Annotated in this window: 22 protein-coding genes, 1 tRNA gene and 3 pseudogenes; 17 read left to right on the plus strand and 9 right to left on the minus strand. The window is 68.0% G+C overall.

The features are described from left to right. Positions 1-11: 11 nt before the first annotated feature. Genes ccmA through LV780_RS02005 form a run of 5 tightly spaced genes read left to right on the plus strand, consistent with a single transcriptional unit; the run spans position 12 to position 2,770 of the window. Complete coding sequence (ccmA, locus tag LV780_RS01985; RefSeq protein WP_108220125.1) at positions 12-650, plus strand: heme ABC exporter ATP-binding protein CcmA; 639 nt, start codon at positions 12-14, stop codon at positions 648-650. Then, complete coding sequence (gene ccmB / locus LV780_RS01990; protein WP_011907517.1) at positions 647-1,303, plus strand: heme exporter protein CcmB; 657 nt, start codon at positions 647-649, stop codon at positions 1,301-1,303. Before ccmA ends, ccmB begins: the two co-directional genes overlap by 4 nt. 48 nt (positions 1,304-1,351) lie before the next feature. Further along, positions 1,352-2,080 carry a heme ABC transporter permease gene (locus LV780_RS01995; RefSeq protein ID WP_101340634.1) on the plus strand — a complete coding sequence of 243 codons (729 nt, stop codon included), beginning with the start codon at positions 1,352-1,354 and terminating at the stop codon, positions 2,078-2,080. After that, positions 2,077-2,238 carry a heme exporter protein CcmD gene (ccmD, locus tag LV780_RS02000; RefSeq protein ID WP_108220126.1) on the plus strand — a complete coding sequence of 54 codons (162 nt, stop codon included), beginning with the start codon at positions 2,077-2,079 and terminating at the stop codon, positions 2,236-2,238. Before LV780_RS01995 ends, ccmD begins: the two co-directional genes overlap by 4 nt. Further along, a complete protein-coding gene (locus LV780_RS02005; protein ID WP_108220127.1) occupies positions 2,231-2,770 on the plus strand; it encodes a DsbE family thiol:disulfide interchange protein in 540 nt (179 codons plus the stop codon). The genes ccmD and LV780_RS02005 overlap by 8 nt, the downstream gene beginning before the upstream one ends. Before the next feature lie 156 nt (positions 2,771-2,926). Here LV780_RS02005 and acnA read toward each other — a convergent pair whose 3' ends face one another. After that, the gene (gene acnA / locus LV780_RS02010; RefSeq protein WP_108220128.1) at positions 2,927-5,611 is read right to left on the minus strand and encodes an aconitate hydratase AcnA; all 2,685 of its coding nucleotides are present in this window, start codon (positions 5,609-5,611) and stop codon (positions 2,927-2,929) included. A gap of 222 nt (positions 5,612-5,833) precedes the next feature. On the opposite strand from acnA, the gene LV780_RS02015 reads away from it, so the two are divergent. Next, positions 5,834-6,541 (plus strand): DUF1223 domain-containing protein, encoded by a 708-nt coding sequence (locus tag LV780_RS02015; protein ID WP_108220129.1) that lies wholly within the window; start codon positions 5,834-5,836, stop codon positions 6,539-6,541. Between the two features lie 154 nt (positions 6,542-6,695). On the opposite strand, the gene trpS is transcribed toward LV780_RS02015, so the two are convergent. Further along, positions 6,696-7,739: a tryptophan--tRNA ligase gene (gene trpS, locus LV780_RS02020; protein WP_011907523.1), complete on the minus strand. Its 1,044-nt coding sequence runs from the start codon at positions 7,737-7,739 to the stop codon at positions 6,696-6,698. A gap of 91 nt (positions 7,740-7,830) precedes the next feature. Between trpS and LV780_RS02025 the strand changes: the two genes are divergently transcribed. Continuing rightward, positions 7,831-8,517: a rhomboid family intramembrane serine protease gene (locus LV780_RS02025; protein WP_101340639.1), complete on the plus strand. Its 687-nt coding sequence runs from the start codon at positions 7,831-7,833 to the stop codon at positions 8,515-8,517. A 7-nt stretch (positions 8,518-8,524) separates the two neighbouring features. Here LV780_RS02025 and murJ read toward each other — a convergent pair whose 3' ends face one another. Genes murJ through LV780_RS02040 form a run of 3 tightly spaced genes read right to left on the minus strand, consistent with a single transcriptional unit; the run spans position 8,525 to position 14,014 of the window. Continuing rightward, on the minus strand, positions 8,525-10,066 hold the full coding sequence (murJ, locus tag LV780_RS02030) for a murein biosynthesis integral membrane protein MurJ (RefSeq protein ID WP_101340640.1): 1,542 nt from the start codon (positions 10,064-10,066) through the stop codon (positions 8,525-8,527). After that, on the minus strand, positions 10,063-12,855 hold the full coding sequence (locus LV780_RS02035; RefSeq protein ID WP_101340646.1) for a [protein-PII] uridylyltransferase: 2,793 nt from the start codon (positions 12,853-12,855) through the stop codon (positions 10,063-10,065). The genes murJ and LV780_RS02035 overlap by 4 nt, the downstream gene beginning before the upstream one ends. Then, on the minus strand, positions 12,839-14,014 hold the full coding sequence (locus tag LV780_RS02040; RefSeq protein WP_101340641.1) for a penicillin-binding protein activator: 1,176 nt from the start codon (positions 14,012-14,014) through the stop codon (positions 12,839-12,841). The genes LV780_RS02035 and LV780_RS02040 overlap by 17 nt, the downstream gene beginning before the upstream one ends. Before the next feature lie 81 nt (positions 14,015-14,095). On the opposite strand from LV780_RS02040, the gene rsmI reads away from it, so the two are divergent. The 4 genes and pseudogenes from rsmI to LV780_RS02060 form a co-directional block, all read left to right on the plus strand. Then, on the plus strand, positions 14,096-14,983 hold the full coding sequence (rsmI, locus tag LV780_RS02045) for a 16S rRNA (cytidine(1402)-2'-O)-methyltransferase (protein WP_108220130.1): 888 nt from the start codon (positions 14,096-14,098) through the stop codon (positions 14,981-14,983). Further along, complete coding sequence (locus tag LV780_RS02050; RefSeq protein WP_101340643.1) at positions 14,980-15,333, plus strand: YraN family protein; 354 nt, start codon at positions 14,980-14,982, stop codon at positions 15,331-15,333. Before rsmI ends, LV780_RS02050 begins: the two co-directional genes overlap by 4 nt. A gap of 58 nt (positions 15,334-15,391) precedes the next feature. Next, on the plus strand, positions 15,392-16,336 hold the full coding sequence (gene gshB, locus LV780_RS02055) for a glutathione synthase (protein ID WP_181318440.1): 945 nt from the start codon (positions 15,392-15,394) through the stop codon (positions 16,334-16,336). 101 nt (positions 16,337-16,437) lie between these two features. Continuing rightward, positions 16,438-16,682 (plus strand): annotated as a pseudogene (locus tag LV780_RS02060) (helix-turn-helix domain-containing protein); the annotation flags it as partial. 80 nt (positions 16,683-16,762) lie between these two features. Here LV780_RS02060 and LV780_RS02065 read toward each other — a convergent pair. Then, positions 16,763-16,987 carry an integrase core domain-containing protein gene (locus LV780_RS02065; RefSeq protein WP_011907532.1) on the minus strand — a complete coding sequence of 75 codons (225 nt, stop codon included), beginning with the start codon at positions 16,985-16,987 and terminating at the stop codon, positions 16,763-16,765. Between the two features lie 254 nt (positions 16,988-17,241). On the opposite strand from LV780_RS02065, the pseudogene istA reads away from it, so the two are divergent. The 4 genes and pseudogenes from istA (at position 17,242) to LV780_RS02085 (ending at position 21,968) form a co-directional block, all read left to right on the plus strand. Then, positions 17,242-18,775 (plus strand): annotated as a pseudogene (istA, locus tag LV780_RS02070) (IS21 family transposase). Continuing rightward, a complete protein-coding gene (gene istB / locus LV780_RS02075) occupies positions 18,772-19,635 on the plus strand; it encodes an IS21-like element helper ATPase IstB (protein WP_101339570.1) in 864 nt (287 codons plus the stop codon). The pseudogene istA and the gene istB overlap by 4 nt, the downstream one beginning before the upstream one ends. A 117-nt stretch (positions 19,636-19,752) precedes the next feature. Next, a pseudogene (locus tag LV780_RS02080) lies at positions 19,753-20,837 on the plus strand (IS30 family transposase); the annotation flags it as partial. 237 nt (positions 20,838-21,074) lie between these two features. Next, positions 21,075-21,968: a tyrosine-type recombinase/integrase gene (locus tag LV780_RS02085; protein WP_002720771.1), complete on the plus strand. Its 894-nt coding sequence runs from the start codon at positions 21,075-21,077 to the stop codon at positions 21,966-21,968. An 80-nt stretch (positions 21,969-22,048) separates the two neighbouring features. Here the strand turns inward: LV780_RS02085 and LV780_RS02090 are convergent. From LV780_RS02090 to cobU, 3 genes are all read right to left on the minus strand, one after another. Beyond that, positions 22,049-22,125, minus strand: a tRNA-Arg gene (locus tag LV780_RS02090). Positions 22,126-22,191: 66 nt separating this feature from the next. Then, entirely contained in the window at positions 22,192-22,770 is a 579-nt protein-coding gene (locus tag LV780_RS02095; protein WP_108221612.1) for a histidine phosphatase family protein, read from the minus strand. Next, positions 22,767-23,321 (minus strand): bifunctional adenosylcobinamide kinase/adenosylcobinamide-phosphate guanylyltransferase, encoded by a 555-nt coding sequence (cobU, locus tag LV780_RS02100; RefSeq protein WP_101339505.1) that lies wholly within the window; start codon positions 23,319-23,321, stop codon positions 22,767-22,769. Before cobU ends, LV780_RS02095 begins: the two co-directional genes overlap by 4 nt. Before the next feature lie 54 nt (positions 23,322-23,375). Here cobU and LV780_RS02105 point away from each other — a divergent pair, with 54 nt between their 5' ends. Beyond that, the gene (locus LV780_RS02105) at positions 23,376-24,254 is read left to right on the plus strand and encodes an RNA polymerase factor sigma-32 (protein ID WP_011907539.1); all 879 of its coding nucleotides are present in this window, start codon (positions 23,376-23,378) and stop codon (positions 24,252-24,254) included. After that, positions 24,251-25,078 (plus strand): ChaN family lipoprotein, encoded by an 828-nt coding sequence (locus tag LV780_RS02110; RefSeq protein ID WP_108221610.1) that lies wholly within the window; start codon positions 24,251-24,253, stop codon positions 25,076-25,078. Before LV780_RS02105 ends, LV780_RS02110 begins: the two co-directional genes overlap by 4 nt. Positions 25,079-25,098 lie beyond the last annotated feature (20 nt).

Genomic DNA, 25,098 nt, shown 5'->3' on the forward strand with positions numbered 1-25,098 from the left:
AGGGCGGGGGCATGGACCTGACCGTCACCGACCTCGCCTGCGCCCGTGGCGGCGTGACCGTGCTCGAGCGCGTGAACTTCCGGCTTGCGGCGGGCGCGGCGCTGATCCTCCGGGGGCCGAACGGGATCGGCAAGACCACCCTGCTGCGCACGGTGGCGGGCCTGCAGCCGGCGGTGGCGGGCGACGTGTCGATGGCGCCCGAGTCCGTGGCCTATGCGGCCCATGCCGACGGGCTCAAGGCTACGCTGACCGTGGCCGAGAACCTCGCCTTCTGGGCCGCGATCTACGGCACCGACGAGGTTTCCCGCGCGATGGAGCGGATGAACCTCGCGGCGCTCGCCGATCGGCAGGCGCAGAATCTCTCGGCCGGCCAGAAGCGGCGTCTCGGGCTCGCGCGGTTGCTGGTGACGGGGCGGCCGCTCTGGGTGCTGGACGAGCCGACGGTCTCGCTCGACGTGGCCTCCGTCGCGCTCTTCGGAACGGTCGTGCGCGAGCATCTGGCCTCGGGCGGCTCGGCCCTCATGGCCACCCACATCGACCTCGGGCTGGCCGAGGCCGAGGTGCTGGACCTGACGCCCTGCCGCGCCCGGTCCCCAGCCTCCGCCGGGCCCGGGACCGACGACGACCCGTTTGCCGGAGTGACGGCATGATCGCGCTTCTCCTCCGGGATCTTCGTCTTGCGCTGAGGGCCGGGGGGGGCTTCGGCCTCGGGCTGGCCTTCTTCCTGCTGGTGGCGGTTCTCGTGCCCCTCGGCGTCGGGCCCGAGCCCGCGACGCTGGCCCGGATCGCGCCCGGCATCCTCTGGGTGGGGGCGCTGCTGGCCTGCCTGCTCTCGCTCGACCGGATCTTCGCCCTCGATCACGAGGACGGCTCGCTCGACCTGCTGGCCACGGCGCCGATCCCGCTGGAAGGGGTCGTCGCGGTCAAGGCCGCCGCCCACTGGATCGTCACGGGTCTGCCGCTCACGCTGGTCTCGCCGCTCCTCGGGCTGCTGATGAACCTGCCGCCCGACGGCTACCCGCTCCTGCTGGCCTCGCTGGCCATCGGCACGCCGGCGCTGTCGGTCATCGGCACCTTCGGCGCGGCGCTCACCGTGGGGTTGAAGCGCGGCGGGTTGCTCCTCAGCCTGCTGGTCCTGCCGCTCTATGTCCCGACGCTCGTCTTCGGCGCCGAGGCCGTGCGCAGAGGGGCCGCGGGCATGGATGTCGCCACCCCCTTCCTCCTCCTCGGAGGCATCACGGCGGGCGTGGCGGCCCTGCTACCTTTCGCCTCAGCGGCAGCCGTCAGGATAAATCTCAGGTAACGAACTCGCGGCTTGAATCCGCGCACGGAACCGCCTAGCTCCAAGGCCATGTCGATCTGGGAATACGCCAACCCGAAGAAGTTCATGGAGACCTCCTCCATCGCGCTGCCCTGGGCCGCGGCCGGGGCGCTGCTGTGCCTGCTGGTCGGGCTGGTGTGGGGGTTCTTCTTCACGCCCGATGACTACAAGCAGGGATCGACCGTCAAGATCATCTATCTGCATGTGCCCTCGGCGCTGATGGCGATCAACGCGTGGTTGATGATGCTGGTCGCCTCGCTGATCTGGCTGGTGCGCCGGCACCATGTCTCCGCGCTGGCCGCGAAGGCGGCCGGGCCTGTGGGGCTGACCTTCACCCTGGTCGCGCTCGTCACCGGCGCGGTCTGGGGCCAGCCGATGTGGGGCACCTGGTGGGCCTGGGATCCGCGGCTGACCTCGTTCCTGATCCTCGCGCTCTTCTACCTCGGCTACATCGCGCTCTGGCAGGCGATCGAGAACCCGGATACGGCGGCGGATCTGACTTCGGTGCTCTGCATCGTCGGCTCGGTCTTCGCCGTCCTCAGCCGCTATGCGGTGAACTTCTGGAACCAGGGGCTGCATCAGGGCGCCTCGCTCTCGCTCGACAAGGAAGAGAATGTGGCGGATGTCTTCTACTTCCCGCTCCTCGTCTGCATCGGCGGCTTCGTCCTGCTCTTCCTGACGCTCGTGCTGCTGCGCACCCGGACCGAGATCCGCGTCCGCCGCGTCCAGGCGCTGCTCGCGCGGGAGCGGATGGCATGATGCCGGATCTGGGCAAATACGCCTTCTCGGTGCTGACCGCCTACGGCGCCTCCCTCGCGCTTCTCGGCGCGCTTGTCGTGCTGTCGCTGTGGCGGGGCGCGCGGGTGCGGCGGCTGCTGCGCGACGTCGAACGGCGTCAGGGGCGGACGGATGGCTAAGGCGCTGATGCTCGTGCCGCCGCTGCTCTTTGCGGGGCTGGCGGCCACCTTCTTCCTCGGCATGCAGCGCGAGAACCCCGATGAGCTGCCCTCCGCGCTCGCGGGCAAGCCGGCACCCGCCGTGCAGCTGACCGGGATGACCGGCGCCGCGCCCTTTACCGACGCAACCCTGCGCGAGCCGGGGGTGAAGCTCGTGAACTACTGGGCGAGCTGGTGCGCGCCCTGCCGGGTCGAGGCACCGACGCTCGAGAAGCTCGCGGCCGAGGGTGTGGCGATCCACGGTGTGAACTACAAGGACAAGCCCGAGAACGCTCAGGCTTTCCTTGCGGAACTCGGCAATCCCTACGCCACGATGGGCGCCGACCCGAACGGCCGCATGGCGCTCGACTGGGGCGTCTATGGCGTGCCCGAGACCTATGTGATCGACGGCGAAGGACGCATCATCCTGCGCTTCCCCGGTCCCGTGACCGAGCGGACGCTGCAGGAGACCATCCGCCCCGCGATGGAAAAGGCCGCCGCACCCACGAACTGAGGGCCTCCGCGCCCGAAGGCGCATCCGCCGGCTTTCATTCTGGCCCAAATATCCCCGCCGGAGGCTCCGACGGTCGATCCTGTCGCGCCATCGCCCGGCCCGCGCAGCAGAACGCCCCGGCCTTTCGACCGGGGCGCATCGCGTTCAGATCCGTTCTCAGGCCGAGGCGAGGTCGCGCAGCACGTAGTGCAGCACACCCCCGTGCTCGACATATTCAATCTCGATCTCGGTATCGATCCGGCACTTGAGCTGGATGGTCTTCACCGTCCCGTCGGCATAGGTGATGGTGCAGGGCACGAGCGAAAGCGGCTTCAGGTCGCCCTCGAGCCCCTCGATCGAGATCACTTCCGCGCCCGTCAGACCCAGCGACTTGCGGTTCTGGCCTTCGGTGAACTCGAACGGGATCACGCCCATGCCCACGAGGTTCGAGCGGTGGATGCGCTCGAAGCTTTCGGCGATCACCGCCTTCACCCCCAGAAGCGCCGTGCCCTTGGCGGCCCAGTCGCGGCTGGAGCCCGCGCCATATTCGATGCCGCCGAAGATCACCAAGGGCGTCCCGGCCGCCTGGTAGGCCATCGAGGCGTCGAAGATCGAGGTCTGCTGTCCGTCCGGCCCGAGGGTGTAGCCGCCCTCGACCCCGTCCAGCATCTCGTTCTTGATGCGGATGTTGGCGAAGGTGCCGCGCATCATCACCTCGTGGTTGCCGCGCCGCGAGCCGTAGGAGTTGAACTCGCGCGGGGCCACCTGACGGTCCACCAGATATTTCCCGGCCGGCGTCGTTTCCTTGAACGAGCCCGCGGGCGAGATGTGGTCGGTGGTGATCATGTCGCCCAGGAGCGCCAGCACCCGCGCGCCGGTGATGTTGGTGATGACTCCCGGCTCCTTCGACATGTTCTGGAAGTAGGGCGGGTTCTGGATGTAGGTCGATGTCGGCGGCCAGTCGTAGGTCTCGCTGTCGGTGGTCTCGACCGCCTGCCACTTGGCATCGCCCTTGAACACGTCGGCGTATTTCGCCTGGAAGGCCTCGCGGGTCACGCAGCGGTCGACCAGTTCGGCGATCTCGGCGTTGGTCGGCCAGACGTCCTTGAGATAGACCGGCCCGTTGGAGCCCATGCCCAGCGGCTCGGAGGTCAGGTCGATGTTCATGTCACCGGCCAGCGCATAGGCCACCACCAGCGGCGGCGAGGCGAGGTAGTTCGCCCGCACGTCGGGCGAGATCCGGCCCTCGAAGTTGCGGTTGCCCGAGAGCACCGCGGCGGCCACGAGGTCGCCCTCGTTGATCGCGGCCGAGATTTCCGGCTGCAGCGGGCCCGAGTTGCCGATGCAGGTGGTGCAGCCGTAGCCCACGAGGTTGAAGCCGATGGCGTCCAGATCCTCCTGCAGGCCTGCCGCTTCGAGATATTCCGAAACGACCTGCGATCCGGGGGCGAGCGAGGTCTTGACCCAGGGCTTGCGGTTCAGCCCCAGCGCGCGGGCCTTCCGCGCCACGAGGCCCGCGCCGATCAGCACATAGGGGTTCGAGGTGTTGGTGCAGGAGGTGATCGAGGCGATCACCACCTTGCCCGAGGACATGGTGTAATCCTCGCCCTGAACCGGGACTTCCTTGCCGATCGGGCGCTTGAACGAGGCCTCCATCTCACGCGCGAACGAGGCCTTGGCGTCGGTCAGCGGCAGGTAGTCCTGCGGGCGTTTGGGGCCCGAGATGGCGGGCACGATCTCGCCCATGTCGAGATGCAGCGTGTCGGTGTAGATCGGCTCGTAATCCGCATCCCGCCACATGCCGTTGGCCTTGGCGTAGGCTTCGACCAGCGCGATGCGGGCCTCGTCGCGGCCCGTCTGGCGCAGGTAGCGCAGCGTCTCGCCGTCGATCGGGAAGAAGCCGCAGGTCGCGCCATATTCCGGTGCCATGTTGGCAATCGTCGCGCGGTCCGCCAGCGGCAGGTGGTCGAGCCCTTCGCCGTAGAATTCGACGAACTTGCCCACCACGCCCTTCTTGCGCAGCATCTGCACGACCTTGAGCACGAGGTCGGTGGCCGTCGTGCCCTCGACCATCTGGCCGGTCAGCTTGAAGCCCACGACTTCGGGGATCAGCATCGAGACCGGCTGGCCGAGCATCGCGGCCTCGGCCTCGATCCCGCCCACGCCCCAGCCGAGGACCGCAAGGCCATTGACCATCGTGGTGTGCGAATCGGTGCCGACGAGCGTGTCGGGATAGGCCACTTCCATCCCGTCCTGATCGCTGTCGGTCCAGACGGTCTGGGCGAGATATTCCAGGTTCACCTGATGGCAGATGCCGGTGCCCGGCGGCACCACGCGGAAGTTATTGAACGCCTTCTGCCCCCATTTCAGGAAGGTGTAGCGCTCCATGTTCCGCTCATACTCGCGGTCCACGTTCATCTGGAAGGCGCGCGGCGTGCCGAATTCGTCGATCATCACGCTGTGGTCGATGACCAGATCGACCGGGTTCAGCGGGTTGATCTTCTGCGCGTTGCCGCCAAGGCCCAGGATCCCGTCGCGCATCGCGGCCAGGTCCACCACGGCCGGCACGCCGGTGAAGTCCTGCATCAGAACGCGCGCCGGGCGATAGGCGATCTCGCGCGGGTTGCGGCCGCCGTTCGCGCCCCATTCCGAGAAGGCGCGGATGTCATCGACCGACACCGTCTTGCCGTCCTCGAAGCGCAGCATGTTTTCCAGCACCACCTTCAGCGCGGCGGGCAGGCGCGAGAACTGGCCGAGACCGGCTTCCTCTGCCGCCGGGATCGAGTAATAGGCATAGCTCGAGCCGCCGACGCTGAGGGTCTTGCGGGTCTTCTGGCTGTCGTGTCCGACGATGACGGTCATTCGGTCCTCCTGGCGCCGTGGCGAGGGTTGGGCTTGGTGCTCCGAGCGCGTTTTGCCCCACCGGGCATGGTCGCGCAAGGGAGATGGCGGCGTTGTATACTGATGTATGCCGAAAATCCAGTGTCATCCTGCGGCTTTTTCGCGGGTCAGCCTCGCAAAACCTTGATTGGAACGGGTGCGGCAGGCAGGGCTAGAACGGGGGACAGAGAACAGGGAGACCTCATGCAGATGCGATGGACGCTCGGCGCCGCTTGCGCCCTTTCGCTGGGCATTGCAGGCCTCGCTCAGGCGCAGTCGCACACCGGCGTGGTTGTCGAGCTGTTCACGTCGCAGGGCTGCTCGTCCTGCCCGCCGGCGGATGCGTTTCTTGCGGCGCTGGCCTCGGACCCCCGCCTGATCCCCCTCGCGCTTCATGTCGATTACTGGGATTACATCGGCTGGGAGGACCAGTTCGCCGACCCGCGGTTCACGCAACGCCAGAAGTCCTACGCCCGCGCCGTGGGAAGCCGCACGATCTACACGCCGCAGATGATTGTCGGTGGTGTGGACCGTGTCGAGGGCAACGCGCCCGAGAAGGTGGCCGCGCTGATCCTCAAGCACATGCAGAAGGCCGAGCGCGTGGGTCTCTGGCTCGAACGCGAGGGCGATGTTCTGCGCATCCGCGCCGAGGCCGATCCCCCGCTGGATCAGGCGGTGCGCGTCCAGCTGGTGCGCTACCGGCCCGAGGAGACGGTCGCCATCAAGCACGGCGAGAACGAGGGCCGGACCGTGACCTACCGCAACATCGTGACCTCGTGGGAGGTCGTGGGCGACTGGGGCGGTCAGGCGCCCCTGGCCATCGACGCCCGCGCCGCGGGGCCCGAGCCCGTCGCCGTGATCCTGCAGAACGAGGGGCCGGGCGCGATCCTCGCGGCAGCCAGCCTCCGCTAGGCTCGGCGGTCGAACGGGCGGCCCGCAGCGAAGGCTCCGCGGATCCGGCCGGGGTCGGTGCCGGCCGTTCCTCCGGCACCTGTCCCCTGCATGAAAAAGGCGCGGGTTTCAGGCACCCGCGCCCGTGTCAGCCTTCTTGCCGGCCGCTGCCCATTCACACCCGCCGCGAGCGGATCATCCCGACGATGTCATAGACCTGCTCTAGGATCGGCCGCGCCAGCGCGTCGGCCCGGTCAGCGCCCGCGCCGAGGATGCGGTCGATCTCGGCGGGATCGGCCATCAGCCGGTTCATCTCGGACGAGATCGGCGCCATCACCGAGACGGCCAGCTCGGCCAGCTTCGGCTTGAAGGTGCCGAACTGCGCGCCCGCGAACTCGGCCACGACCGCCTCGGGCGTGGATTGGGAGAGCGCGGCGTAGATGTTCACGAGGTTGCGCGCCTCGGGCCGGTCCTTCAGCCCGTCGATCGTGTCGGGAAGCGGCTCGGGATCGGTCTTGGCCTTGCGGATCTTCTGCGTGATCGTGTCGGCATCGTCCGTCATGTTGATCCGGCTCTGGTCCGAGGGATCGGATTTCGACATCTTCCTGGTGCCGTCCCGCAGGCTCATGACGCGGGTCGCCACACCCTCGATCACGGGCTCCGTCACGGGGAAGAAGTTCACGCCGAAGTCGTTGTTGAACTTGATCGCGATGTCGCGGGTCAGCTCCACATGCTGCTTCTGGTCCTCGCCCACCGGCACATGGGTCGCGCGATAGGCGAGGATGTCCGCAGCCATCAGCGCGGGATAGGCAAAGAGGCCGAGCGAGGCCGCTTCGGCGTTCTTGCCCGCCTTGTCCTTCCACTGCGTCATGCGGTTCATCCAGCCCATGCGGGCCACGCAGTTGAAGATCCAGGCCAGCTCGGCATGGGCCGTCACCTGGCTCTGGTTGAAGAGGATCGAGCGCACCGGATCGACGCCCGCGGCGATGAAGGCCGCCGCGATCTCGCGGGTCTGCTGGCGCAGCTTGGCGGGATCCTGCCAGACGGTGATGGCGTGCATGTCGACGACGCAGTAGATGGTCTCGACCCCGTCCTTCTGCATGTCGGCGAACCGCTTCAGCGCGCCGAGATAGTTGCCCAGCGTCAGCCCGCCCGAGGGCTGGATGCCGGAGAAGACCCGGGTGGGGAAGACCTGAGGCGTTTGGACCGGCTCGGTCATGGTTGGCTCCGTCTGGTAAAAGGGTGCCATTGGCCTTATCCCCCGGGGCAGGGGCCGTCAATGTGACCGCCCGCGCCAGACGAGGGTGCCCATGCGCGACAATTACAACGCCCCGCCGGTCAATCCGCTGCCGGCCGTGGTCTGGCTGCTCGCCCTGCCGATCATCGCCGTGGAGGCGGTCGTGGCGCTGGGGGCGAGCGGGATCGTGGGGGGCGGTGCGGGGGCGGGCTGGCGGCTGGATGCGTGGCAGCGGTTCGCCTTCTCGCCCGACCTGATGCGCGCGATGATCGAGACCCAGACCTTCCCCTGGCAGGGGATGATCCGGCTGGTGACCTATCCGCTCGTCCACGCCACCTTCCTCCATGCGCTGATGGCGGTGGTGATCCTGCTCGCGCTTGGGAAGATGGTGGGTGAGGTGTTCCGGCCCTGGGCGGTGGCGGCGGTCTTCCTCGGCTCGGCCGTCGCGGGGGCGCTGGCCTACACCGCGCTGCCGGGGGTGAGGGCGCCGCTGATCGGCGCCTATCCGGCCGACTACGGGCTGGTGGGCGCCTTCACCTTCCTGCTCTGGACCCGGCTCGCCACGACAGGCGGCAACCGCTACCGCGCCTTCACCCTGATCGGGTTGCTGCTCGGCATCCAGCTTGTCTTCGGGCTGCTGTTTGGCGGCGGCTACGAATGGGTGGCCGATCTCGCGGGCTTTGTCACGGGCTTCCTGATCTCCTTCGCCGTCAGCCCCGGCGGCTGGGCCCGCGTGAGGGACATGATCCGCCGGCGCTGAGGCGTCCTCAGCCCCGCCGGCGAAGCGTGCGCAGATCCGAGAGGCGGAAGGCTCCGATCGCGGCGCCTGCGCCGAAGTAGCTGACGATCCCCGTGGCCACGAGCAGGGCGAGGGCCGGGTAGCGCCAGCCGGGATCGCCGAGGAACGGCCCGAGGATCTGGTGCGCCCCGTAAAGCACCAACCCCATGAAGATCGAGGCCGCGATGATCCGGGGCAGCCGCGCCCTCAGCCGCTCGTCGAGGCGGGTGGCCGCGCCCATGCCGCGCGACCCCGCCCAGAGTTGCCAGACCATGACCCAGCCCGAGACGGTCGTCGCCAGGGCCGCGGCGAGAAAGCCCAGCACCGGCATCAGGCCGACCGCGAAGGCGAGATTCACGCCCATCGAGACCACGGCATAGTAGAACGGCCGCCGCGTATCCTCGCGGGCGTAATAGAGTGGTTGCAGAACCTTGTGCAGGACGAAGGCCGGCAGCCCGAGGCCGTAGGCCGCCAGCGCCAGCGCGGTGTTCCAGCTGTCTTCGGGCCCGAAGGCCCCGCGCTCGAACAGCACCTGCGTCAGAGGCAGCGCGATCATCACCAGCGCCACCGCCGCCGGCAGGGTCAGCATCAGCGCGAACTCGGTTCCCCGGTTGAACGAGGCGCGGCTTCCGGCCTCGTCGCCGGCCCGCAGCCTCCGCGAGAGATCGGGCAGAAGGACCGTTCCTATGGCGATGCCCACCACCCCCAGCGGCAGCTGGTAGAGCCGGTCGGCGTAAGAGAGCCAAGCGACGGCGCCCTCGGTGAAGCTGGCCACCTGACGCCCCACAAGCAGGTTCACCTGAACCACGCCCCCCGCCAGCACCGCGGGCGCGGCGATCACCGCCAGCCGCTTCAGCTCCGGCGTCAGGCGCGGCAGGTGCGGCCAGAGCGTGAAGCCCGCGCGGCTGGCGGCAAACCAGGTGAACAGGAACTGCGCGACGCCCGTCACCGGCACCGTCCAGGCGAGCGTCAGGCCCATGTCCCAGCCCAGCCGGTCGGCCAGCAGCATGGCCGCGATGAACATCAGGTTCATCAGCACCGGCACGAAGCTCGCCTCGGTGAAGCGGCCGAAGGCGTTCAGCACTCCGGACAGCAGCGCCACCAGCGAGATGAAGAGGATGTAGGAAAAGGCGATCCGGCCGAACTCGACGGCGAGATCGAAGCGCGCGTCCCCGGCAAAGCCCGAGGCCATCGCCAGCACCAGCCAGGGCATGAGAAGCGTGCCCAGGAGCGTGAAGGCGACCAGCACCCCCGCGAGGCCGGAAAAGGCGTCGCGCGCAAAGCCCTTGGCATCCTCGCCGCCCTCGAGCTTCTTGGCGAACATCGGCACGAAGGCCATGTTGAAGGCGCCCTCGGCAAAGAAGCGGCGGAACATGTTGGGCAGCGAGAAGGCGATCAGGAACGCCTCGGCCACCGGTCCCGCGCCCAGATAGGCCGCCATCATCACGTCGCGGGCAAAGCCCGCGCCGCGGCTGAGCAGCGTCCAGCCGCCCACCGTCAGGAAGCCGCGTGCAAGAGAGATCGGTTTCACTGCCGCGCCCGCTCCGCGCCTTCGAGGATCGCCTGGCGCAGCTTCTTCTCGAGCGTCTCCTGCCGGGTCTTCTGGTGCAGCTTGAGGCCGAACATGTCCTTCACATAGAAGCTGTCCACCACCTGCGCCCCGTAGGTCGCGATCACGGCCGAGGCGATGTAGATGTTGTTGGCGGCCAGCGTCCGCGTCAGGTCATAGAGCAGGCCGGGCCGGTCGCGCGTGTCCACCTCGATGATCGTGTAGATGTCCGACCCCTCGTTGTCGAAGGCGATGTGGGTGGGGAAGCGGAACTGCGACTCGCGCTTCTTCACCTTGTCGCGGTCGCGCAGCGCCTCGCGGGCCACGACCTCGCCCTTGAGCGTCTTGTCGATCATGCTGGTCAGGCGGGGCAGGCGGCTGATCTCGTAGGGCGAGCCCTCGGCATCCTGGATCCAGAAGACGGCCGTCGCATAGCCGTCCTTGGTGGTGTAGGTGCGTGCGTCCACCACATTCGCGCCCACCAGCGCCAGCGCCCCCGCAAGCCGCGAGAAGATGCCCGGATGGTCGGCCAGCGCGAAACAGGCGCGGGTGGCGTCGCGGTCGGGATCGGGGTCGAGGTCGATGCGGATCTCGTCCTCGCCGAGGTTCCGCAGCATCCGCGCGAAGACCGCGTGTGTTGCGTTCGAGAGCGCCTGCCAGTAGGGCGGGTAGTGACGGGCAAGTTCGGCCCTCAGCTCCTTCGGGTCCCAGTCCTCGAGCATCTCGCGCAGCGCGCGCTTGGCCTCGTCGGCCCGGTTCTCGCGGTTCAGGCTCTCGAGCCCCGCGTCCAGCGCCGTCACCGTGTCGCGGTAGAGCTTGCGGAGAAGCTGGGCCTTCCAGTTGTTCCAGGTGCCCGGCCCCACGCCGCGGATGTCGCAGACGGTAAGCACGGTCAGCAGGTCAAGCCGCTTCTTCGACTTCACCGCCTTGGCGAAGTCGCGCACCGTCCGAGGGTCGCCGATGTCGCGCTTTTGCGCCATGTCGGACATGAGCAAGTGGTAGCGGACAAGCCATTCCACCGTCTCGCATTCCTCGGCGTTCAGCCCGAAGCGGGGGGCGACGCGGCGGGCGATCTGGGCGCCCAGGATCGAATGGTCCTCGGGGCGGCCCTTGCCGATGTCGTGCAGGAGCAGCGCCACATAGATGACGCGTCGGTTGATCCCCTCGGTCAGGATCCGGTTGGCGATCGGCAGTTCCTCGTCCAGCTCGTGCCGCTCGATCTGCGCCAGCGTCGAGATGCACTGGATGGTGTGCTCGTCCACCGTGTAGTGATGGTAGACGTTGAACTGCATCATGGCGACGATGCGCTCGAACTCGGGGATGAAGGCGCCGAGCACGCCCAGTTCGTTCATCCGGCGCAGCGCGCGCTCGGGGTTGCCGTGCTTCAGAAGCGTGTCGAGGAAGATCCGGTTCGCCTCGCGGTCGTGCTGCATCTCCTCGTCGATCAGATGCAGGTTGGCCGCGATGATCCGCATGGCGCCGGGATGGATCAGCAGGCCGGTGCGCAGCGCCTCCTCGAAGATGCGCAGGATGTTCAGCTTGTCGGCGAGGAAGGCCTTGGGGTCGCTGACGTCGATCCGGCCGTTCACGAGGCTGTAGCCCGGCTTCAGCCGCTTCTTGCGCCGGAAGAGACCCATGAGCTTGGGCTCGCGCTTTTCGTGGCGCGCCTCGAGCTGGGCGAGGAAGACGCGGGTCAGCTCGCCCACGCGCGTCGCGTGGCGGAAGTAGTCCTGCATGAAGATCTCGACCCCGCGGCGGCCGCGGACGTCGGCATAGCCCATGCGTGAGGCCACCTCGACCTGTATGTCGAAGGTGAGCTGGTCGGTCGCGCGGCCGGTGATGTAGTGCAGGTGACAGCGCACCGCCCAGAGGAAGGCCTCGGCGCGCTCGAAGGTCTCGAACTCGTCGCGCGTGAGCAGCCCCGCCGCCACGAGACCCGAGGCCGAGGGCACGCGGTTGAGATATTTCCCGATCCAGTAGAGCGTCTGGAGGTCGCGCAGCCCGCCCTTGCCCTCCTTCACGTTGGGTTCGAGCACGTAGCGCTGGCCGCCCTGCCGCTTGTGGCGCTGGGCGCGTTCCTCGAGCTTGGCGTCGATGAACTCGGGGCCGGTTCCGCGGAAGAGGTCGGTCCAGAGCTTTTCGTCGAGTTCGTGCGCGAGGGGCTCGTGCCCGGCAAGGAAGCGATGTTCGAGAAGGGCGGTGCGGATCGTGATGTCCTCGCGCCCGAGGCGGAGGCAGTCCCGGACGGTGCGGCTGGAATGGCCCACCTTCAGCCGCAGGTCCCAGAGCATGTAGAGCATGCTCTCGATCACCATCTCGGCCCAGGGGGTCATCTTCCAGGGCGTGAGGAACAGCAGGTCCACATCGGAATGGGGCGCCATCTCGGCCCGGCCATAGCCGCCGACGGCAAGGACGGCCACGCGCTCCGCCTCGGTCGGGTTTGGCAGCGGATGAAGCCGCTCGCAGGCGACGCGGAGGGCGGTGGTGACCAGCCCGTCGGTCAGCACGGCCTGGGCGCGGATCAGGCCGCGGGCCTCGCGCGGGCGGGCCTCGAAGGTCTCGGAAAGGGCGCGGTTGCCCGCCGCCTTCGCCTCCGTCATCTGGCGGACGGCGATGGCGCGGGCGGCCTTCGGGTCGGTGGGAGACACCGCATCGATCTCGGCGAGGATGCTGCGCGTCAGCGCCTCGGGGTCGATGATGCGGGAGCGGGGCAGGATCAGCCCGGAAAAGAGCGGATCCTGCGAAGCGCCGGGCTCAGAAGCCGGCGCCACCGAAGCTTCGCGGCGCGGGGTCAATCACTACCACCTGGTTGTTGCGGATCTGGGCGACGGCCAATCCGCGTTCGTTGGTGCCGTCGCTGAGCAGCCGGAATATGCCGTTCACGCCGACGAATCCAGAGCCTTGGGTCAGGGCGCGGCCGCTGAGCCCGTCGGATGCCCCGCGCTTGAGCAGCGCTCCGACCGCGGCGACGCCATCGTAGGCAAGGCCCGAAATCGGATGCGGCGCCTCGCCGTAGGCCGCGCGATAACGTTGCTCGTACTGGCCATAGACGCCCGGATCGGGCAGGGCGAACCAGCCGCCCTGGACGCCCGGCAGCGAGAGCGTGGCCGAGGGAATGTCCCAGCGGGTCAGACCGATGAAACGGGCCGTGTCCGCCGGCAGGCCGTTCTCGCGCAGAAGCTGGGTCACGAGCGGCAATGCCCCCGCCGTGTCCGCGGTGAGGAACAGGGCCTGCGCGTTGCTCGCCTTCGCGCGCTCGACGATGCCGGGTGCGGCCGACACGATGCCGTTCTGCGAGAACTCGTAGTCCATCGCCGCGACCAGTGTGCCGCCCGATTGCGCGACCGCCCGCTCGACCGCCGTCCGGCCGAGTTGCCCGGCGGTGTTGCGATCGTTCACCACCATGATCCGCCCGCTGCCCTGGCTGACGGCATAGCGCGAGAGCCGGTTGGCGGTGTTCTGGAAGGTCGGACCGAGGACGAAGACATTGCCGCCGGCAATGTCGGGATTGTTCGAGAAGCTGAGCACGTTCACGCCGCTGGGGGCCACGGCGGCGCCCACGGCGTTGGCCTCCTGGGCGAAGACCGGGCCGAGGATGATCCTCGCCCCCTCTTCGACGGCCTGAGCGGCGACCGTTGCGGCGCGCGACGGCTGTCCGGCGGTGTTGTAGACCCGGAGGTCGATCTGCACGTTGCCGAGATCGGCGGCCGCCAGACGGGCCGCGTTCTGGAGGCTGCGGGCGAGGAGTTCGTCGCTCGCCTGGCCCGATCCCGCGGGCACGAGCAGCGCGACCGGCACCGGTTGCGACCTGTCCACCGCAGGGCCGCTGCCGGCCGTGGTGACGGGCTCACACGCGGCGACTGCCAGGGCCGCAAGCGCGACCGCGGCGCGGCCCAGCGACTTGCGGGCGCGGCTGAGAACGGACAACATGCTGGCTCCTCATCCCGTTGCTATGCCGGCCCGAGCCTAAGCGGTCGCACCCGGGATGGCAACTTTGGAAGGAGCAGCGCCATGACCATCGGCGAAGCCGAGCCGGACGCGGACCTCGGCGGGGGCCGCCCGCTCGAGGCGGGCCTGCATTTCATCGCAACCCCGATCGGGGCCGCGCGTGACATCACGCTCCGCGCGCTCGACATCCTGCGGACGGCCGATGTGCTGGCGGCCGAGGATACGCGGACGCTGCGCCACCTGATGGAGATCCACGGCATTCCCCTCGGATCACGGCCGCTGGTGGCCTATCACGATCACAACGGAGGGGTGGCGCGCCCGCGGCTCCTGCGCGCCCTCGCCGAAGGGCGGAGCGTGGCCTATGCGTCCGAGGCGGGCACGCCACTTGTGGCCGATCCCGGTTTCCAGTTGGCGCGCGCCGCCATCGCCGAGGGCCACAGGGTGCTTGCCGCGCCCGGTCCCTCCGCGGTGCTCGCGGCCTTGACGGTATCGGGGCTGCCGACGGATCGCTTCCTTTTCGCAGGCTTCCCTCCCGCCACGGCCTCGGCCCGCAGGAAGTTCCTCGCCGAACTGGCCGCCGTGCCCGCGACGCTCGTGTTCTATGAATCGCCCAGGCGCGTTAGCCGAACGTTAGAGGATATGGCGCTAGAACTGGGCAACCGGGAGGCGGCGGTCTGCCGGGAACTGACCAAGCGATTCGAGGAAGTGTCGCGCGGCCCGGTGCCGGATCTTGCGGAGGCGTTCCGCGACCGATCCGTGAAGGGCGAGATCGTGATCGTCGTGGACCGGGCCCCGCCGGTGAAGGCGGGGGCGGAAGAGCTGGAGGTGGCCCTGTCGGAGGCGCTCGAGACGATGTCGGTCAAGGAGGCCGCGGCGGCGGTCGCAGGGCGGCTCGGCCTGGCCCGAAGGGATGTGTATCAGGCCGCCCTGCGGCTGACGGAGGAGCGATGAGCGGAGAGGTTTCACATCGGGCGGGCTTCGTGGCCGAAGAGGCCGTGGCCCGGATCTATGAGCGGTCCGATCGGCCGGTCACCGCGCGACGGTGGCGGGGCGCCGCGGGCGAGATCGACCTTATTGCCCGGGACGGGGCCGAGGTCATCTTCATCGAGGTGAAGAAGAGCAAGAGCCACGCGGCTGCGGCCGCACGGCTGTCCCGCCGGCAGATGGAACGGATCTATGGCGCGGCCTCGGAATTTCTGGCCGGCGAACCCCTCGGGCAGCTGACGGCGAGCCGCTTCGATGTGGCGCTTGTCGACGGCATGGGCCGGATCGAGATCATCGAGAACGCCTTCGCGGCCTGATGCGGTTGCAACCGGCCGGTCGCTGCGCCATCAAGGGCTCCATCGGCAGGAGATGCGCATGAGCCTGAACGTCGCCCTTCAGATGGATCCGATCGGATCGGTCAATATCGATGCGGACAGCACCTTCCGCATCGCGCTGGAAGCCCAGGCCCGCGGCCACCGGCTGTTCTTCTACACGCCCGAGCATCTCGCCTATGATGATGGCCGCGTGACGGCCCGCGGCTTCTGGATCGAGCTTCGGCGCGAGAAGGGCAACCATGTCACCTACAGCGAGGAGACCCTGGTCAATCTCGGCGATTTCGACGTGGTATGGTTGCGGCAGGATCCGCCCTTCGACATGGGCTACATCACCACGACCCACATCCTCGAGTTGCTGATGCCGAAGGTGCTGGTGGCAAACGACCCGTTCTGGGTGCGCAATTCTCCCGAGAAGCTTCTCGTCCTGCGGTTCCCCGACCTGATCCCCCCCACGACCATCGCGCGGGACCTCGCCACCATCCGCGCCTTCAAGGAGCGGCACGGCGACATCATTCTGAAGCCGCTTTATGGCAACGGTGGCGCGGGCGTGTTCCGTCTGGACCCGCAGGACCGCAACCTGTCGTCCCTGCACGAGCTTTTCACCTCGATGAGCCGCGAGCCCATGATCGCTCAGAAGTTCCTGCCGGCCGTGGAGCGGGGGGACAAGCGGATCATCCTGGTCGATGGCGAACCGATCGGCGCGATCAACCGCGTGCCGCAGGCGGGCGAGACGCGCTCGAACATGCACGCGGGTGGTCGGCCCGAAAGGGTGGGGCTGACAGATCGCGACCGCGAGATCTGCGCGGCCATAGGCCCGCTGCTGCGCGAGAAGGGACAGATCTTCGTGGGAATCGACGTGATCGGAGACCGCCTGACGGAGATCAACGTGACCTCGCCGACAGGTTTGCAGGAACTCGAGCGGTTCGACGGAACCAATGGCGCGGCCTTGATCTGGCAGGCAATCGAGTCCAGGCGCCGGACGTGAAGACAATCTCCTCGCGCCGCTGGTCCATCCCCAGGTTCTTCCTGAGGTAAGCTGTCCACTTGACCTTCTTTCCGTGCAAATCTTGGAAAGGAGATGGATTCATGGATCAGTCGACGAAGGCTTCGAAAGGCGGAGGCGCGACTCGGACACGAAGCTGGCGCGGCACCGCCTGAGCGTGCGGGAGCTGGCCAGGGAGCTCGGCAACGTCGCCGAAGCGTGTCGCCAGCGTGGGTTGTATCGGACCAGCTTCTACGAGTGGAAGCGGCGGTTTCAGACGCAGGGTTTCGAAGGGCTGAAGGACCTGCCACCGATCCACAAGAGCCACCTGCAGATCGAGCCATGGGAACGCCACTGTGTTGATTTCCATGCAAAACCGACCCGGGTCTGGAGTGAACCCCGCGGCCTGGACCACGGGGGCTGTCCAAACTAAGCCGCCTTGCGGGCGAATAGGGTTTCGAATTCCTCGGGGGTTCGGTAGCGGAGGGCGGAGTGCAGTCGCCTTGAACTGTAGACCTGCTCGATGAACACGGGCAAGCGGGCAGCCACATCAGCGAAGGTCTCGTATCCGGCCCGATAGACCTCCTCGACCTTCAGTGTCTTCATGAAGCTTTCCGCCTGCGCGTTGTGATAGGGGTTTCCGACGCTGCTCATGGAGCCGCGCAGACCCGCGGCCTGAAGGGCATCACGGTAGGTTTGAGATGCGTATTGGGCGGATGCTGATGAGCGACAACCAAGTTGGCCGAAACCGTCAGGCAAGTTGGCCGCTGGGTTCAGCCGGAGGACGGGCGTAGCCCGTCCCGGAGGCTGAACCCAGCGGCTGGCCCTCGTTTCGGGGGAGAAGGGTAGGTGCTGGCCGCTGCGGGCCGGTAGGGTCGAGGTCTCTGCTACCAAACGGAGATCCGACCGTGCCGGGCAAACCCGTCACCGACCAGCAAGTGAGAGTCTACATGACCGACCGTCTCCAGCACAGCCAGCGTGTCGCCGCCGCCCGCGCCGGCTTCAGCGAACGCACCGCCCGCCGCATCGATGCCGATCCGCGCCTTCCATCGCAACGTCCGGCCCCCCGGGGCCGCACCGTGCCCGACCCGCTCGAGGCGGTGTGGGAACCGGTGCTGCTGCCGATCCTCGCGCGTGATCCAGCCGTTCAGGCCGTCACCCTGTTGCGGCACCTTCAGACGAGCGATCCGGAGGCCTTCCCCGACGACCGCGTGCGCCGGACGCTCGAGCGGCGCGTCCGCGACTGGCGTGCCCTGAACGGACCCGAGCGCGACGTGATCTTCCGCCAGACGCCGGAACCCGGCCGGATGGCGCTGTCGGACTTCACCGATGCGAACGAACTCTGCGTGACGATCGCGGGGCAGCCGCTTGAGCAGCGCCTCTACCACTTCGTCCTGGCCTACAGCGGCTGGGAACATGCCGCCGTGGTGCTGGGCGGCGAGAGCTTCCCGGCGCTGGCCGAGAACCTCCAGAACGCGCTCTGGACCCTTGGCGGAGTGCCTGGCGAGCATCGCACCGACAGCCTGTCCGCAGCTTATCGGAACCTCGATGCCGAGGCCGCGGCGGACGTCACCAAGCGCTATGACGCCTTCTGCGCCCACTACGGCATGCTCGCCAGCCGCAACAATCCGGGCGAGGCGCACGAGAATGGATCTGTCGAGGCCCACAACAACCACCTGAAGGTCGCCCTTGATCAGGCCCTGATCCTGCGCGGCTCCCGCGACTTCGCCGATCTCGCCAGCTGGCGCCGCTTCGTCGATGAACTGGTTGCTCGACGCAACCGCCGGCGCGAGTCCGCGGTGCGCATTGAGATGGCGGCGCTCAGGCCGCTGCCGGCCCGGCGCACCACCGACTTCACCGAGGTGGTCGCGCGGGTCACGAAGACCGGGGGCTTCCTGGTCCACCAGGTCTTCTACTCGGCGCCCTCCCAACTGATCGGCAAGCGGTCGAACCGGAGGTTCGCCTCCGGCGAAACGGGTCCATGTCTACGACGACCGGATCGAGGCCTTTCTCGGAGCGACCCCTGTCGTCACGCACCCCCGCCGTCGCGGCCGCGATGACGGCACCCGCGTCCACTGCGTCAACTATCGCCATGTCATCCACGCCCTGCGCCGCAAGCCGCAGGCGCTGGCCGGTTCCGTTTACCGCGACGGCCTGTTCCCGCGATCGGAATACGCCGAGGCCTGGGTCGCGTTGTCCGCCGCCTTGCCGCGTCGCGACGCCTGCCGTCGCATGGTCGATCTGCTGTGGCTCGCCCATGAGGAGGGCTGTGAGGCTGAACTGGCCGCGCTGATTGCCCAGACCCTCGGTCATGGCGAATTGCCCGAAGCCCATGCGCTAAGGAGTAAGCTGGAGCCGCGCCGGCGCGAGCTGCCCGACGACACGCCCGTCAACCTCACCGATCTCGCCCGCTTCGACGAACTGCTGGAGGCGCGCGCATGACCGCCGCTGCCCCGCGCCCCGTCGATGTGCATGCGTTGCCCGCCATGCTCACGGCTCTCCGCCTGCCCAGCATCCAGCGCCACTGGACGATGCTCGCAGACCGCGCCGACGCCGAGGGCTGGCCCGCGTCGCGCTTCCTCGCAGCTTTGGCCGAGGTCGAGCTCGCCGATCGCGATGCCCGCCGCATCCAGCGCCATCTGCAGCAGTCCGAACTCCCCGGCGGCAAGACGCTGGCAACGCTCGACTTCAAGGCACTGCCCGGCGTGACCCGGGCCCGCATCGAGGCGCTGGCCGCCGGGGATTGGGTTGAGACCGGCGCCAATCTCATCGCCATCGGCAACTCGGGCGCCGGCAAGAGCCACGTTCTCTGTGCCATCGGCCATGCTCTCGTCGAGGCCGGCAAGCGCGTCCTCTACACCCCCACCACCGACATCGTGCAGAGGCTGCAGGCCGCCCGCCGCGATCTGGTCCTCGAGGCCGCACTCGCGAAGCTCGACAAGTTCGACCTGATCATTCTCGACGACATCACCTACGCCCAGAAGGACCAGGCCGAGAGCTCGGTGCTCTTCGAGCTCATCGCCCGGCGCTACGAGACGCGAAGCCTCGCCATCGCCGCCAACCAGCCGTTCAGCGCCTGGAACCGCGTCTTCCCCGATCAGGCCATGACCGTCGCCGCCATCGACCGGCTGGTTCACCACGCCACCATCCTCGAGATGAACGGCGAGAGCTTCCGCCGCCGCGCCGCCGCACGACGCCGATCCTCCGAGCCTGTCGCTGCGCCGACAGCCTCCAGCGACAACATCGGCGTCGAAGCCACCGACAACATCAACGACAAGCTTAGGGAGATCAGCGCCGAGTAACACCAACGACCGCAGCGGTCAAAACCGGCCATCCTGGTTGTCGGTCACGGCCAAGAAGGTTGACGCTCTACACGGATTCAACCGATCGTCGCAACACCGCCGATTTTGGAGGTGTAGATGGCAACGGGAAAACGACAATCCGGACGGTCCACTCGGCGCAAACTGTCCTCGCCAGGGCGGCCGCCTGCCTGGCGACGTGAGAACCTGTGTCGGTTCTGGCGGGGAATCGCAGCAGGTCTCTCGAGCGAAGAGGCTGGTGTCGAAGCTGGTGTCTCTGCTCCTGTCGGAAGCCGTTGGTTTCGGAGTTCTGGCGGGATGCCACCCACACATTTGGCCCCTTCTGCACCCCGGCCGCTGGGCCGCAGCCTTTCCTTTGCCGAGCGTGAGGAAATCGCTCTGGAGTGCGCGCGGAAGACCGGGGTGCGCGCCATCGCCCGGAAGCTGGGGCGTTCGCCGAGCACGATCTCACGCGAGATCAGGCGCAACTCCGCGACCCGTGGCGGGGATTTCGATTGCCGCGCCATCACCGCGCAGTGGCATGCGGGCCGTGCAGCCCAACGACCTAAGACCAGCAAGCTCGCGAACAATCCGGCCCTGCGTGACTACGTGCAGGACCGGCTCGCGGGTGTGATCGCCACGCCGGACGGCGTCGCCTTCGACGGGCCTGTCGTGGTATGGAAGAAGCGGCGGGCGGTTCACCGGCAAAGCGACGATGGTCCCTGGCATGGAGCCCGGAACAGATCGCGCAGCGATTGAAGATGGATTTTCCCGAGGACCCGACCATGCGCATCAGCCACGAAGCGATCTATCAGGCGCTCTACATTCAGGGGCGTGGCGCGCTGAAGCGGGAGCTTTCCGCCTGCCTGCGCTCGGGCCGAGCGCTACGTCTCCCCCGGGAGCGCGCCCGAAACCGAGGCAAGGCTTTCGTCGGGGATGCACTGATGATCAGCGACCGCCCGGCGGAAGTGGGCGACAGGGAGGTGCCGGGCCACTGGGAGGGAGATCTCATCCTTGGCCTCGGCAGTTCGGCAATCGGCACCCTGGTCGAACGGACCACGCGCTTCACGATGTTGCTGCATCTGCCGCGGATGGAGGGCCATGGAGCGACCAGGTCCATCAAGAATGGACCGGCTCTTGCCGGTCATGGTGCCGAAGCCGTTCGCGATGCAATTGCAGACACCATCATGGACCTGCCCGCACAAGCGGCTGAGACCTGACGAGTTGCAGGAGCTTGTTGAGCAATGTCGCGTCCGTCCAAAGGCGCCCGTCTCTATCTCGTCACCCGGACCGGCCGTTCCCCGGTCTGGGTCATCCGAGACGGCGCCTGCGAGATCTCGACCCGCACTGGCCACCGCGGCGAAGCTGAAACGGCTCTCGCGGCTTACATTGCCGACCGAGACCAGCGAGCGAGACCGAGAAGCTGCCTCGCCGCGGACGAGATGACGGTGGCCCATGCGCTCACCCTCTATGGGGAGGAGCATGGCCCCACCGTCGCGGATCCCCAGCGGATCGGCTACGCCATCGAGGCGCTGATGACCTTCTGGGGTAACCTCAGGGTGGCGGCGATCCGGGGAGAGACGTGCCGTACCTACGCCCGCCAGCGGGGCAGGGCGCCGGGCACGATCCGGCGCGAGCTGGGCACGCTGCAGGCGGCGCTGAATCACTGCGTCCGGGAGGGCCATCTTCTCAGCGCGCCGAAGGTGACGCTACCAGAGAAGCCCAGGGCCCGGGAGCGCTGGCTGACGCAGGAGGAGGCCTACTGGCTCCTGCGGGCGGCCCGGAACCTGCGCCGCGACGGTCGTCACCTCGCGTGGTTCATCGTGGCCGGTCTCTACACGGGCACCCGGAAGACGGCCCTGCTCGGCCTGCGCATCAACCAGCCCGGCACAGACGCGGGCTGGGTCGATACCGAGCGCGGCGTCCTCTACAGGGCTGGCAGCGGGAAGCGCGAGACGAACAAGCGCCAGCCTTCGGTGAGGCTTCCGCGGCAACTCCGCGCGCTCCTTGCGGCCGGAGCCCGCAGCGGCCGGCGGTTTGTCGTCCAGACCAGCGAAGGCAACCGGGTCGCCGACATCAAGAAGGCCTGGGCGGGAGCCGTGGTGAAAGCCGCCGAGATGGCGGCGAGGGCAGGGCGCGAGATCGATCTGTCCGACACGACGCCGCATGTCCTTCGCCACACGGCGATCACCTGGGCGATGCAGCGGGGTGCCGACATGTGGGAGGCGGGCGGATTCTTCGGCGTGTCGCGGGAGACGATGGAGGAGGTTTACGCCCACCACCATCCGGACCATCAGGCGAGCGCCGTCGAGGCGATGGAGAGGCGCCGGAAATGACCGCGCAGCGCTCGAAACCGCCCGTTTCCGGGGCGTATTCGTGGCGCTGCTGTCCAGCTAGCCGCTAACTGTCTGATTTATGGCGCACCCGACACGATTCGAACGTGTGACCTCTGCCTTCGGAGGGCAGCGCTCTATCCAGCTGAGCTACGGGTGCGTCGAAGCGGGGTATAGCGGCTTGATGCGGCGCCTGCAACAGGATGCTGTGCGTCGTCCGCGACTTTCACGCGAGCCGGTTGATGGGCCCAATGCTCCATCCGCTGGGGCCGAGGGTCATCGAGGTGATCGAAAGCGGTTCGATCCGGTGGGCGAAGGCCTCCTGGATGCTCAGGCCAAGCGCGCGTTGCAGCCCCGTGAGAATCGGGCCGAAGTGCGCGACGATCACGATCTCCTCGCCCGGGTGACGCGTGCACAGGTCCTGCACGGCCTGGGTGACGCGGTGCTGAAGCTCGTGCCAGGTCTCTCCGCCGGGGGCGCGGGCAGGTCCCGCGTCGCGCCAGAAGGCGCGGATGCGCTCGGGCGTGCCGGCCTCGATTGCGGCAAAGCTCCGGTCTTCCCACGCGCCGAAGTGGATCTCCCGCAGGCGCGGGTCGTGGGGCAGGCGGACGCGACCCTCGCCCAGCAGGTCGGCGGTGCGCGCGGCGCGCGACAGGTCGGACGAGACCAGGAGCGCCTTGCGCGGCAGGGCCGCGTCAAGCCGTGCCACGGCCTCCCGGTCGGAGAGATCCGCCGGCCGGTCCGTCCAGCCCAGCATCACCGTAGCGTGGGTGGGCCCGTGCCGGACCCAGTGCAGCCGCGTCACAGGACCCCCTCGGGCAGGCAGCCCTTCAGGACCATCGGCAGGCCCGCCATCGCCGCCACGACCAGATCCGCTTGCCCCGCAAGCCTCTGGTTCAGGCGCCCCTGCTCGTCACGGAAGCGCCTTGCCAAAGAATTTTCGGGAACTATCGACCAGCCAACCTCGTTTGAGACCACGACAACAGGCGCAGGACAGGCGTCAAGCGCATGAAGAAGCGAGGCGATCGCGGCATCGAGGTCGCTCTCGGCAAGCAGATGATTGGTCAGCCAGAGCGTTGCGCAATCCAGCAGCACGCAAGCCTCGGGAGGCATCCGTGACAGGACAGGAGAGAGATCACGAGGCTCTTCGACGGTCTGCCACCCGTCGCCGCGGTCGTGGCGGTGAGCCGAGATCCGCTCGCGCATCTCGTCATCCCATGCTTCGGCCGTTGCCAGATAGAACCGGGGGCGGCCCGAACCGATGACCAGCCGCTCCGCCATCCGAGATTTCCCGGACCGCGCCCCGCCCAGCACCAGGGTGAGCGGTGGAAGTGCGCAATCATGTGATCCGGGCATATGTTTTTTCCGTAGTAATTCCCGAGACGCGGCCGGGTTCGACAGGGGGTCCTGATGGCACTGGACGGATATACCGATCAAACGATGTCCCGCCAAGCGATGAGGGCGGAGCTTCTGGATGCCCAGACCGAGCTTCGGCTCGCCTATGCCTGGCGCGACCAGCGTGACGAGCGGGCTCTGCACCGTCTGATCACCGCCTACATGCGGCTAGCGATCTCGATGGCGTCGAAATACCGCCGCTATGGCGCGCCGATGAACGACCTGATCCAGGAGGCCTCGCTGGGGCTGATGAAGGCGGCCGACAAGTTCGACCCGGACCGGGGCGTGCGCTTCTCGACCTACGCCGTCTGGTGGATCAAGGCCTCGATCCAGGATTATGTCATGCGGAACTGGTCGCTGGTGCGCACCGGCTCCACCTCGAGCCAGAAGGCGCTGTTCTTCAACATGCGCCGCGTGCAGGCCCGCCTCGAGCGCGAGGCCTCCCAGCGGGGCGAGCAGCTTGACGCGCACCAGTTGCGCGAACTGGTGGCGCATGACGTGGGCGTGCCGCTCTCGGATGTCGAGATGATGGAGGGGCGGCTGTCGGGCTCGGACTTCTCGCTCAACGCCACGCAGTCGGCGGACGACGAAGGCCGCGAGTGGATCGACGCGCTGGAGGATGATTCGGCCCAAGCCTCGGAAGTGGTCGAGGGCTCGCTCGATGCCGAGCGGCTGCGCGGCTGGCTGGTCGTGGCGATGCAGCAGCTCAACGCGCGCGAGCGGTTCATCGTGACCGAGCGCAAGCTTCGCGACGTGCCGCGGACGCTCGAAAGCCTTGGCGAAGAGCTGAAATTGTCCAAGGAGCGGGTGCGTCAGCTTGAAGCGGCGGCCTTTGCCAAGATGCGGCGGAGCCTTGAAGCCCAGTCGCGGGAGGTGCATCACTTCCTTCTATGAAACGGTGCCTCCTTCTTGCGGCCGGGCTGGCCGTCGTGGCTCGGCCGGGGCTGGCCGATCGGATCGAGCCGGCGCAGCTTGCGCGGCTGCCGTTGGCGGATGTGGTGCTCCTCGGCGAGGTGCATGACAACCCGCGCCATCACGAGAACCAGGCCGTGGCCGTGGCCGGCCTGAGGCCCGCGGCGCTGGTCTTCGAGATGCTGACGGCCGAGCAGGCAGCCCTGGTGACACCCGATCTGCGGCAGAACGAGCGCAAGCTCGCGCTGCGGCTCGATTGGGACCGTTCGGGTTGGCCCGATTTCGGAATGTATCATCCCATCTTTCTTGCTGCCCCCGATGCGCTGGTCTTCGGCGCCGAAATGCCGCGCGAGGACGTTCGCCGCGCGGTCGCGGATGGGGCTGCGGCGACCTTCGGCGCCGAAGCGTCCCGCTTCGGCCTTGACCGTCCGCTCGATCCCGAGGAACTGGCCCGGCGGACCGAGGAGCAGCGTGTAGCCCACTGCGACGCGCTGCCGGCCGATCTGCTGCCGGGCATGGTCGAGGCGCAGCGCCTGCGGGATGCTTCGCTGGCCCTTGCCGTGCTCGAGGCGATGGAGGCGACCGGAGGGCCGGTGGCCGTCATCACAGGGACGGGCCACGCCCGGCGCGACGTCGGTGTGCCATCGCTTCTGGCCGAGGCGGCCCCGCATCTGCGCGTGCTCTCGGTCGGGCAGTTCGAGCAGGTGCCGGAGGGAGAGGTGCCCTTTGACATGTGGGTGGTGACCGCACCCGTCGCGCGGGACGATCCCTGCGCGGGTCTTCGCGAAGGCGGCATGACCCCGTAACGGGGCAGGGGGCGGCATCT

This window comes from Cereibacter azotoformans (genome assembly GCF_021391315.1).
In the GTDB taxonomy this organism is placed as follows: Bacteria; Pseudomonadota; Alphaproteobacteria; order Rhodobacterales; family Rhodobacteraceae; genus Cereibacter_A; species Cereibacter_A azotoformans.